Raw genomic sequence first — 10,147 nt, 5'->3', positions numbered from 1 at the left:
CCCGTGCCGCTCGGCGACTCATCCAGTTCTACAGACGCCCGGACACCCTGGCAACGACCCCGATTACTAGCGGCCCTCGCAGCCGGGGCGGAACGGCCCCTCGCCGTGGCGATCAGCATCCGTGCAGGTGGGAGCCGGTCTGAGGGGGTGGATGGGGGCCGTGCCAAGGCCTACGATCCCGCTTCGTATGTGACCTGCGTCCTGTGGGCCGCCTCACCGCCGAGGGCCCCGAATCTCACCCTCCGCGACCGTTTGTACCCCTTTCGGGGGTGTGGTCGGCGGGGGCTTAAACCCCCGAATCGAAGGAAATCGGGGCATCGAAGGCGGCTTTGCGGGTCGCCCGCCGCAGCGCCTTCAGCACCGTGGCCCCGAGCGCGAGCGTCAGGACCACGGTCAGCGTCGCCCGGCCCAGGTCCCAGCCCAGTGAGGTCGCCGCGCAGTACGCGGCGAAGCGCGCGAGGTTCGCGGGCACCGGGTCCCCCGGGTGGAAGGAGATGCCCTGGCCCATGCCCTGGAGCAGCACCCAGCCCTGCAGGTTCATGACCGTGCCGTACGCGAAGGAGCCCACGCAGCCGTACGCCGCCAGCATCAGCAGCTCCGCCCGGCCCCGGATCCGCTCCGGACCCGGCAGCAGCCCGGCACCCAGCGAGAACCAGCCCATGGCGAGCATCTGGAACGGCATCCACGGCCCGACCCCGCCCGTCAGCAGGGCGGACGCGAACATCGTCACCGAGCCGAGCACGAAGCCGAAGCCCGGGCCGAGGACGCGGCCGCTCAGCACCATCAGGAAGAACATGGGCTCCAGGCCGGCCGTGCCCGCGCCCAACGGCCTCAGCGCCGCCCCGACGGCGGCGAGCACCCCGAGCATCGCCACCGCCTTCGCGTCCATGCCGTCGTCGGCGACGGTCGCGACGACCACGGCGACGAGGAGGGGGAGCAGCGCGGCGAAGAGCCACGGGGCGTCCTGGGAGTGGGCCAGACCGGACTGCCGGTCGGCGAGGAGGGGCCAGCCGAAGGCGGCGATCCCGATGAGGGTGACCAGGACCAGCGCGGCGGCGGCGCGGGGGCCGATGCGGATGGGGCGGGTGGCGCGGGTGGCGCGGGTGGCGCGGGTGGTACGGGCGGGGCGGGCGGGGTGGGTCACGGCTGCTCCGGGGCTGCCAGGGCCAGGGCGTCGGCGACCTGGCTCACGGTGAGCCAGTGGCCAGGGGCGAGGATCTTCGCCACCTGGGGCGCGAAGGCGGGGGAGGAGACCACGACCTCGGCGGTCGGCCCGTCGGCGACGACCTCGCCGCCGGCCAGGATCACCACGCGGTGGGCCAGCTCGGCGGCGAGCTCCACGTCGTGGGTGGCCAGGACGATGGCGTGGCCTTCCGCGGCGAGGGCGCGCAGGATCGCGATCAGCCGGACCTTGGCGGCGTAGTCCAGGCCGCGGGTCGGCTCGTCGAGGAGGAGCAGGGCCGGGCGGCCGGTGAGCACCAGGGCCAGGGCGAGGGCGAGGCGCTGGCCCTCGGAGAGATCGCGGGGGTGGGTGTCGTCGGGGACGTCCGGGAGCAGGGCCGACACCAGCTCCCGGCAGGTGCCGGGGGGCGCGCCGGCGTCGGAGTCGGCGGCGGCGCACTCTGCGGCGACCGTGTCGGCGTAGAGGAGGTCGCGGGGCTCTTGGGGGACGAGGCCGACACGGGTCACCATCTCGGGCGGTGGTGTGCGGTGCGGGGTACGGCCGCCGACGGTCACCTGGCCGGTGGTGGGGGCGACGGTGCCGACGAGGGTGGAGAGGAGGGTGGACTTGCCGGCGCCGTTGCGGCCCATGAGGGCGATGGTCTCGCCGGGCGCTACCGCGAGGGTGATGCCGCGGAGCACCTCTGCGCGGGCGCGGCGGACGCCGAGGTTCTGGGCCGTGGCCACCGTCTCGGCCGGTGCGGCCGGTGCGGCCGGGGTGGGCTCGGGCGCGGCCCGCCGCAGCAGTCGTGCCAGCCGCCCGGCGGCGCCGGTCCTGGGTGCTCCGCCCCCAGACCCCCGCGCCTCAAACGCCGGCGGGGCTGGGTTGTGGCTGGTGCCGGTGTTCCCGGCGTCCCCGGACTTCCGCGCCTCAAACGCCGGCGGGGCTGGATTGTGGCTGGTGCCGGCGTTCCCGGTGTTCCCGGTGTTTCCGGTGTCCCCAGACTTTCGGGCTTCGAGCGTCGGCGGGGCTGGGTTGTGGCTGGTGCCGGCGTTGCCGCCCGGCAGGCTGGGTTGCCCGGAGGGGCGTTTCAGCTCCGCCGGCGTTTGAGGCGCGGGGTCCGGGGCGGAGCCCTGGGAAGCGGTGGTGGGCGCGGCAGCGGACAGGCGGGCGGCCAGCGGCGCGGCGCGGCGGCGGGCGTCGCGGATGGAGAGGGGGAGGGGGGTCCAGCCCGCGAGGCGGCCCAGGGAGACCACCGGGGGGTGGACCGGGGAGACGGCCATGATCTCCGCCGGGGGGCCCAGGACCGGCGCCGCTCCGGGGGAGGGCAGGAGCAGCACCTGGTCGGCGTACTGGACGACCCGTTCCAGCCGGTGCTCCGCCATGAGGACCGTGGTGCCGAGGTCGTGGACCAGGCGCTGGAGGACCGCCAGGACCTCCTCCGCCGCCGCCGGGTCCAGCGCCGAGGTGGGCTCGTCCAGGACCAGGACCCGGGGGTGCGGGGTCAGGACCGAGCCGATCGCGACCCGCTGCTGCTGGCCGCCGGAGAGGGTGGCGATGGGGCGGTCGCGCAGTTCGTTCAGGCCGAGCAGATCGAGGGTCTCCTCGACCCGGCGGCGCATCACCGCAGGTGGCAGGCCCAGGGACTCCATGCCGTACGCCAGCTCGTCCTCCACCACGTCCGTCACGAAGTGGGCCAGGGGGTCCTGGCCGACCGTGCCGACCACGTCCGCGAGCTCGCGGGGCTTGTGCGTGCGGGTGTCCCGCCCGGCGACCGTCACGCGACCGCGCAGCGTGCCGCCCGTGAAGTGCGGGACCAGCCCGGAGACCGCACCCAGCAGGGTGGACTTGCCGACCCCCGACGGGCCGACGAGGAGGGTCAGCTCCCCTTCCGGGATCACCAGGTCGACGTCCCGGAGGGAGGGGGCGGTCGCGCATTCGTAGGTGACCGACACCTGCTCGAAGCGGATCACTGCGACGCCTCCTTGGGCGGTACGGGTGCCACGAAGGCGGGCAGCAGGCCGATCAGGACCGCCGCCGCGGGCCACAGCGGCAGCTCGGGGGCGACGAGCGGGACCACGCCCGGGCGCAGCGCGTCCGGGTCGAGGGTGCCCGCGTAGATGAGGAGCACGGCGACGGCCACGCCGGAACCGGCGACCAGCCAGGCGCGCGGGCCCCACCGGTCGGGCCGGTAGCGGGTGCGCACCGAGCGGCGCCCGCCGAGCCGCAGGCCCGCGAGGGCCAGGACCAGGCCGATGCCGAGCACCGGCAGCCCGTACGAGGCACCCTGCGCGGCGAGCAGCCCGTACGTGCCCGCGCACATGCCGAGCAGGCCGCCGAGGGTGAGGACGTTCGTGGTGTGCCGGACGGCGGGCGGGACCTGCGCGCTGCGCCCGTACCCGCGCGCGTCCATCGAAGCGGCCGTAGCGACGGAGCGCTCCAGGGCACCCTCCAGGACCGGCAGGCCGATCTGGAGGATCGCCTTCACCCCGCCGGTGGGGCGGCCGCGCAGCCGGCGGGCGGTCCGCAGGCGGACGACGTCGGCGACCATGTTCGGCGCGAAGGTCATAGCGACGACCACGGCCACCCCGGCCTCGTACAGGGCGGCCGGGAGGGACTTCAGCAGCCGTGCGGGGTTGGCGAGGGCGTTCGCGGCGCCGATGCAGATCAGGAGGGCGGCCAGCTTGGCGCCGTCGTAGAAGGCGAAGAGCAACTGCTCGGCGGTCACCTTGCCGCCGAAGCGGATGCCCTGCGCCCAGGCGGGGAGCGGGACCTCCGGGAGGGTGAAGAGGGTGTGCGAGCCGGGGATGGGGGAGCCGAGCAGCATGGAGAAAAGGAGGCGCAGGCCGATGACGAAGAGGCCGAGCTTGAGGAACGCCCCGTAGGAACGGGCCCAGGGGGCGCAGGTGCGGCGGGCCGCGACGACGTAACCGGCGACGCCGATGATCAGGCCGAGGAGGAGGGGGTTGGTGGTGCGGGAGGCGGCGGTGGCCAGGCCGAGCGCCCAGAGCCACCAGGCTCCGGGATGCAGGGCCGTCGCCCGGCTGGCATGCGGGGGCTTCCACCGGTTGTACGAGGACCAGTGCGCGGGACCGGTCGCCGCGGGCCGGCTCCGCCGGGGCGGGGTCGCGCCGCCGTCTGCGGCTCCGGTGGGGGTGTGGGCCGCCTCCGGCCGGGCGGAGTACCCACGGCGGGTTGCACCCCAGGTGCGGCTGGGCCCGGCGGGCCGGTGAGCGCCTTCGGTGACGGCGGGGCCGCGGCCGGGCGCGACGACGTTGCCGACGGCGCGGGCTGCGCCCCCGGCGCGGGTGGCTGCCGCGTCGGGGGCCGGCCCCGGGGCGGTCTTCGGCCCCGGGGCGTCGGCCGTGGGGGTTGCGGGGTCGGTCATCGGTTGCGGCGGCGGGACTGCCAGATTCCGGCTGCGGCGAGGGCCAGTACCGCGGCGATGCCCGCCAGGAGGCCCGCCGAGGGGCCGGTGTCCCCGGAGTCCCGGGCCGCGGGCGCGGCCGAGGACTTCGGCTCGGGCTGAGCCTGCGCGACCTGGTCGCCGCAGCCCTGCTTCGGGTAGCCGGAGATCGCGCAGAGCAGCGCCGAGCTGTTGTAGCGCAGCGGCTTCGCGACCGCCGCCAGGGCCTCGGCCGCCGTGGCCTCCGGGGCCACCTGCGCGCAGGCCGTGCGCGGGGTGTCCTGCGGCGGGGTCTCGCCGGCCGGGGCGTCCGCCGGGACGCCGAAGTCGACGACGACGGCGACCCGCTTGCGGCCCTCCAGCGCGGCGGTCGCCCCGCAGACGGCCTCGAAGTCGGCCGCGGCGCGCGGTGTGGCGGCCTCGGCCGCGGCGTCCTGGCTCACCGCGAAGCGGAAGCCGAGGGTGGCGCCGTCCGCCGGGCGGGCGATCGAGGGCCCCTGGGTGGCGTACGCCCACCGGCTGCCGGCGCCGTCCCAGAACGACCAGTAGCGGTAGCCCGCCGCCAGCGCCGGAGTGGCGGCCAGCAGGGTCAGCAGGACCCCGAAGGCCAGGGCCGCAGTCGTCAGCCGCCGCATCAGAGCCGGTTCTTCTTCCGGCGGCCGCTCAGCAGGATGCCGATGCCCATGCCGGCCGCGGCGCCCGCGCCGATGATCCACCAGACGCTCTGGCCGCCGGAGTCCTTGTCGTCCTTGGCGTCCTTGTCGTTCTTGCTCTCCGCCTTGGCAGTGGCGTCCGCACCCTGTGCGGCCGGGCCCTGCGCGTTCAGCTCGGCCACGAGGTCGGTGCCGCCGAAGGCCTTGGGGTCCTTGCCGCCCGCGTGCGCGGCGAGGATCAGCTGGGCGTACGCGCCCGGGCCCGCCGTCTTCGCCCACGCGGCGGCGTTCTGCTCCAGCCAGGCCAGCGGCTTCGCGGCGGCGTCCTTGTGGCCGCCCGCGGCGAGCGCGATGACCGCGTCCGCCGTGTTGCCGAAGTCGGGCTGCTCGCCCGCGCCCGCGAGCGCGGACACCAGGTGGTCGCCGGACTTGGCCATGGTGTCGGTCAGGTACCGGGAGCCGCCCTCGGCGGCGTACTCGCGGCTCAGGGCGCCGCCCTTGCAGTTGACCGGGTTCTCCTCGACGGGCTTGTCGGTCTTGGGCGCCTCGACGGTCATGCCCTTGCCGAGGAGTCCGAGCACCGCCGCCGCGGTGGCATCGGCGTTGGGCAGCAGGACCCCCTTGTCCCGCTGGAACGCGAACGCCCCGGTGGGGGTGTCGCCGGTGGTCCCGTCCTCGCGGCAGGTGATCTGGAACGCCTCGATGGCGGTGGCGGGCGCCGTGCCGGCCTTGGACTTCACCTCGTCGGGCTTCTCGCCGGCCGCCGCGAGGGCGCCGATCACGATGCCGGTCGAGTTGGTGTCCGTACCGGTGTCCATGGCGCCGCCCGGGCTGGAGCTCCAGCCTCCGTCCTCGTTCTGTACGGACTTCAGCCAGCCGACGGCCTTCTTCACCGTCTCGTCGTGCCCGCCGAGCGCGGCCAGCGCCTGCACGGCGGCCGCGGTGGCGTTGGAGTCGATGTACGTCGAGGCGTCGCACGCCTTGGCGGTGTCCGGGCGGAAGGAGGGGAAGGAGCCGTTCGCGCACTGCTGGCCCGTCAGCCAGTCGACGGCCTGCGCGGTGGGCTTGACCCCGGCCGTGTGCTGGGCCAGGAAGGCGAGCGACTGGCGGAAGACCCCGTCGTACGTCGGGTCGTTCTTGCCGTACAGCCCGGAGGGGATGACCGGGGGCGCGGAGGCGGAGGGCGCCGCGGTGTCGGCGAGGGCCGCGGGGGCGGCGCCCGCGCAGAGCACGGCGGAGGCGGCGAGCGCGGCTGCGCTGCGGCGGACGTTCATGGGGCGGGTGCCTCTCCTGCTGGGGAGCTGGAGGCAGGCACGCTCAGGCACCGGGCTCCGGCTCCGTTTACCTCGACGGTGCCGGCCGCCGGAGGAACCGGCGGCGCGAGCCGCGCACCTCCGGTACAAGGCATTCCGGCTCCCCGCCCCGGCCTCGCCGGGGGTGGGTCACGGTTGCGGGTCAGCGCCGGAATTGCACCGGCTTCCCCCCGTACGGAAGTGTGGACGACGGGCACACTGTACCGGCCCGTAGCCTCCCGGGGTCGGGGTGCGCCGGGAGGGGACGCCCCTTACATCGGCGCCCCTTGCATCGGCGCCCCTTGCATCGGCGCCCCGCCACCGTCGCCTCCCGGACCGCCTGCGCCGCTCCGCTCACTCCAGCGCCCGGTACGTCACCGGGTCGGTGCCCGGCACCGCCTCCGCCCGGCCCTGCTTCACCAGCCGCCGCAGGTGCGCCTCCGCTTCGGAGACGGCGATGTTGCGGGAGCCGTACGGGATCTGCTCCCAGGGGCGGTTCCACTCCATCCGCTCCGCCAGCCCCCACGGGGTCAGCGGCTCGGCGAGCAGCCGCCACAGCCCGGTCAGCCGCTCCTCGTGGTGCTCCAGCAGCTCCCGTACGCGGGCCGGGGCATCGGTGAAGGCGTGCTGATGGGCGGGGAGCACCTCGGCCGGGCGGAGCCGGCCGATGCGTTCGAGGGAGTCGAGGTAGTCGCCGAGGGGGTCGGTGACCCGGGTGACACCGTGCTCGTCCGGGGCCTCGTACAGGCCGATGTGCGGGGAGATCCCGGGCAGCAGGTGGTCGCCGGAGAAGAGGCGGCCGTTGCCGGGGAGGTTCGCCGGGTGTTCCTCCTCCAGGTGCAGGCAGACGTGGCCGGGGGTGTGGCCCGGGGTCCAGATCGCCCGGAGCCGGCGGCCGGCCAGCGGCAGCAGCTCGCCGGGGACGATCTCCCGGTCGGGCACGGCGGCCCGTAGCCCGGGCAGGGTCCGCATCCGGCCGCTCGCGCGGGCGGCGCGCAGGGGGGCGATGTGCGACTCGGGGGCGCCGGCGGCGGCCAGCTTGTCGCTCATGTAGTCGAACCAGACGCCGGGCTCGGCCGCGCGGGTCCGCACGACGACCTCGGTGTCGGCGGCGTGCATGGCGATCCAGGCGCCGGACGCCTCTCTGACCCGGCCGGACAGGCCGTGGTGGTCGGGGTGGTGGTGGGTGATGACCACGCCGTGGACGCCGGCGACGGGGATGCCGAGCGTGTCGAGACCGGCGACGAGGGTGTCCCAGGACTCCGGGTCGTCCCAGCCGGTGTCGACGAGGACGGGGCCGCGGTCGGTGTCGAGGACGTGGACGAGGGTGTGTCCGAGGGGGTTGTCGGGGATGGGGACCTTGATGCCCCACACGCCGCCGCCGTGGTCGGTGACCTGTGACGCGTCCTGTGACATGAGGGCTCCCTGTTGCCGATGAGACTCGCTCCGAGGAGAACGAGAACATGTTGCAGTAGTCGCCCAAGTCGACCATCTCCGGGTCGTTCTGACTAGTCGTTGGATCTTCTTGTCGTGGGTGCGCACGTTCCGTCCTGGCCGTGGACTCCTCGAACTAGAACTGGTATCAGTTCTGGAACGCCAAGCCGCAGGAGGCATCAGCCATGACTGAGCTCGTGGAACACGGACAACTGTTCATCGGCGGGGAGTGGACGGATCCGCTGGGCGCCGACACGATCGAGATCGTCTCCCCCCACACCGGGCAAGTCATCGGCAGCGTCCCGCACGCCTCGAAGGCGGACGTGGACCGCGCCGTCGCCGTCGCGCGCAAGGCCTTCGACGAGGGCCCCTGGCCGCGGATGACCCTGGACGAGCGGATCGCCGTCGTCGCCCGGATCAAGGACGCCATCGCCGTCCGGCACGAGGAGATCGCCCGCTCGATCAGCTCCCAGAACGGGTCCCCGTACTCCTGGAGCATCCTGGCCCAGGCGCTCGGCCCGATGATGGTCTACGACGCCGCGATCACGGTCGCGCGCGGCTACGCGTACGAGGAGCACCGCCAGGGCGTCCTCGGACCGATCCTCGTCCGCCGGGAGCCGGTCGGGGTCGTCGCGGCCGTCATCCCGTGGAACGTTCCCCAGTTCGTGGCCGCGGCCAAGCTGGCGCCGGCGCTGCTGACGGGGTCGACGGTGATCCTCAAGCCGTCCCCCGAGGCGCCGCTCGACTCGTACATCCTGGCCGACATCGCCCGCGAGGCGGGGCTGCCCGAGGGCGTGCTGTCGATCCTGCCGGCCGACCGCGAGGTCAGCGAGTACCTGGTCGGCCACCCCGGAGTCGACAAGGTCGCCTTCACCGGCTCGGTCGCGGCCGGCCGGCGGGTCATGGAGGTCGCCGCGCGCAACCTCACCCGGGTCACGCTGGAGTTGGGCGGCAAGTCCGCCGCCGTCATCCTCGGCGACGCCGACCTGGAGACCACCATCGCCGGGATCGTGCCCGCGGCCTGGATGAACAACGGCCAGGCGTGCGTGGCCCAGACCCGGGTGCTCGCGCCGCGCAGCCGGTACGAGGAGGTCGCGGAGGCCCTCGCCGCCGCGGCCGGGGCGCTCGTGGTCGGCGACCCGCTCGACCCGGCGACGCAGCTCGGGCCGCTGGTGGCCAAGCGGCAGCAGCAGCGGTCGCTGGACTACATCCGGATCGGGCAGGAGGAGGGCGCGAAGGTCCTCACCGGCGGCGGCCGCCCGGCGGGACTCGACCAGGGCTGGTACGTCGAGCCCACCCTCTTCGGCGACGTCGACAACTCGATGCGGATCGCCCGCGAGGAGATCTTCGGGCCCGTCGTCTGCCTGATCCCGTACGGGGACGAGGCGGAGGCGGTACGGGTCGCCAACGACTCGGAGTTCGGGCTGAGCGGCAGCGTCTGGACGGGGGACGTGGAGCACGGCATCGACTTCGCCCGCCAGGTGCGGACCGGCACCTTCAACGTGAACACCTTCAGCCTGGACATGCTGGGGCCGTTCGGCGGCTACAAGAACAGCGGCGTCGGGCGGGAGTTCGGGCCGGAGGGGCTGAGCGAGTACCTGGAGCACAAGATGATCCACCTCCCGGCGGGCTACCAGCCGCCTGCGGCGGGTGCGTGATGGGCGACCGCTGGCACGTCGAGGTGGACCGCGGGGTCTGCATCGGCTCGGGCATGTGCGTGAACCACGCCCCGGAGGGCTTCGCCCTCGACTCGGCGCGCCAGTCGCACCCCCGGTCCCCGGAATCGGACGCGAACGAGCCGGTCCTCACGGCGGCGGAGGGCTGCCCGGTGGAAGCCATCACGATCACCCTGGCGGAAACGGGCGAGGCGGTGTTCCCGCCGGAGGAGTGACCCGAGGCCCGGCGCCCCCGCCCCGGCCGTCCCGCGCGCTGCGTGCCGTGCGGTGAGACGCGCTCAAGGACGACTGGCCCGGCGGGGGCCGCAAGAACGAGAACGCCTTCAGCCTTTAAGCAGGTTAACGGCTGAGGCCTTCGCGGGGCGGTGGCGAAGGGCGGGACCGGGCCCGACCGGGAGCGCGACAGGGTTTGGGGGTTTCCCGTCAGTCTCTTCGTCTCTCCGTGTCGGTCCGGCCTGTCAAGGGCGCTCCCTGCGGTCGCGTCGCTGCGCGATGGCCTTCGGCCACCCTTGACAGGCCGGCCC

General features: G+C 74.6%; 8 protein-coding genes and 1 riboswitch. Of the genes, 2 read left to right on the top strand and 6 right to left on the bottom strand.

Annotation, left to right across the window (positions count from 1 at the left end):
- Positions 1-286: 286 nt before the first annotated feature.
- From ACFWB8_RS35510 to ACFWB8_RS35485, 6 genes are all read right to left on the bottom strand, one after another.
- Positions 287-1,144, bottom strand: coding sequence for an ECF transporter S component (locus ACFWB8_RS35510; protein WP_385236957.1), 858 nt, complete (start codon positions 1,142-1,144; stop codon positions 287-289).
- Positions 1,141-3,135, bottom strand: a complete 1,995-nt coding sequence (locus tag ACFWB8_RS35505) for an ABC transporter ATP-binding protein (RefSeq protein ID WP_385236954.1) — start codon at positions 3,133-3,135, stop codon at positions 1,141-1,143. Before ACFWB8_RS35505 ends, ACFWB8_RS35510 begins: the two co-directional genes overlap by 4 nt.
- The gene (locus ACFWB8_RS35500) at positions 3,132-4,550 is read right to left on the bottom strand and encodes an energy-coupling factor transporter transmembrane component T (RefSeq protein WP_385236951.1); all 1,419 of its coding nucleotides are present in this window, start codon (positions 4,548-4,550) and stop codon (positions 3,132-3,134) included. Before ACFWB8_RS35500 ends, ACFWB8_RS35505 begins: the two co-directional genes overlap by 4 nt.
- Positions 4,547-5,203, bottom strand: coding sequence for an SCO2322 family protein (locus ACFWB8_RS35495; protein WP_385236947.1), 657 nt, complete (start codon positions 5,201-5,203; stop codon positions 4,547-4,549). Before ACFWB8_RS35495 ends, ACFWB8_RS35500 begins: the two co-directional genes overlap by 4 nt.
- A complete protein-coding gene (locus tag ACFWB8_RS35490; RefSeq protein ID WP_385236944.1) occupies positions 5,203-6,495 on the bottom strand; it encodes a prenyltransferase/squalene oxidase repeat-containing protein in 1,293 nt (430 codons plus the stop codon). Before ACFWB8_RS35490 ends, ACFWB8_RS35495 begins: the two co-directional genes overlap by 1 nt.
- Before the next feature lie 129 nt (positions 6,496-6,624).
- Positions 6,625-6,703: riboswitch (cobalamin riboswitch) on the bottom strand.
- Between the two features lie 164 nt (positions 6,704-6,867).
- Positions 6,868-7,929: an MBL fold metallo-hydrolase gene (locus ACFWB8_RS35485; RefSeq protein WP_385236941.1), complete on the bottom strand. Its 1,062-nt coding sequence runs from the start codon at positions 7,927-7,929 to the stop codon at positions 6,868-6,870.
- A gap of 203 nt (positions 7,930-8,132) precedes the next feature.
- On the opposite strand from ACFWB8_RS35485, the gene ACFWB8_RS35480 reads away from it, so the two are divergent.
- On the top strand, positions 8,133-9,605 hold the full coding sequence (locus tag ACFWB8_RS35480; protein ID WP_385236938.1) for an aldehyde dehydrogenase: 1,473 nt from the start codon (positions 8,133-8,135) through the stop codon (positions 9,603-9,605).
- Positions 9,605-9,838 carry a ferredoxin gene (locus ACFWB8_RS35475; RefSeq protein WP_385236935.1) on the top strand — a complete coding sequence of 78 codons (234 nt, stop codon included), beginning with the start codon at positions 9,605-9,607 and terminating at the stop codon, positions 9,836-9,838. The genes ACFWB8_RS35480 and ACFWB8_RS35475 overlap by 1 nt, the downstream gene beginning before the upstream one ends.
- The last annotated feature ends 309 nt before the right edge of the window (positions 9,839-10,147 follow it).

The organism is Streptomyces sp. NPDC060031 (assembly GCF_042736805.1).
Lineage (GTDB): Bacteria > Actinomycetota > Actinomycetes > Streptomycetales > Streptomycetaceae > Streptomyces.
This window is presented reverse-complemented; position numbering and strand designations above follow the sequence as displayed.